Source organism: Bradyrhizobium sp. CSA112 (genome assembly GCF_029051645.1).
GTDB lineage: Bacteria > Pseudomonadota > Alphaproteobacteria > Rhizobiales > Xanthobacteraceae > Bradyrhizobium.
The window spans coordinates 1-395 of the sequence record NZ_JAACFS010000168.1 but is presented as its reverse complement, the minus strand read 5'-3'; the positions used below and the strand labels follow the sequence as shown (position 1 = coordinate 395).

Annotated in this window: 1 protein-coding gene; it reads right to left on the bottom strand. The window is 68.1% G+C overall.

Going from position 1 to position 395, the window contains the following annotated elements; genetic code table 11:
* A partial coding sequence (locus GWE18_RS42165) for a hypothetical protein (protein ID WP_275191341.1) occupies positions 1–395 on the bottom strand: 395 nt, incomplete at both ends.

Here is a 395-nt window from a genome sequence, read left to right as displayed (position 1 = left end):
CGGAAAGTAGCCCGACCAGCCCTTCACGTCCGGCGCCAGGTTGAACTGGCGCACCTGATCGCGCAGCATGCGCTGGCGGCCGGCCGGCGCGATCACGGTGAACAGGTCGGCGATCAGCGGGCCGATGGCGATGCCGAGGAAGTAGCTGATGCTGAGCTTCACGTCGTATTTCGCGGTGAGCGCCTGCAGCGCGATGATCACCACCACGAAAGGAACGAGCAGCGCCACCGAGGCCCAGCGGCCGGCCGAGAAGTAGGCGATGAGCAGCGCGGCGGCCAGGAAGATCCAGGGTGCCGTCTTGGTGATGGCGGCGCCGAACGGTGCGAGCATGACGGCGAAGAGCACGGCCAGCGGCACGGCGACGAAGGCCGCGACGATCGCGCCCGAGACCATCT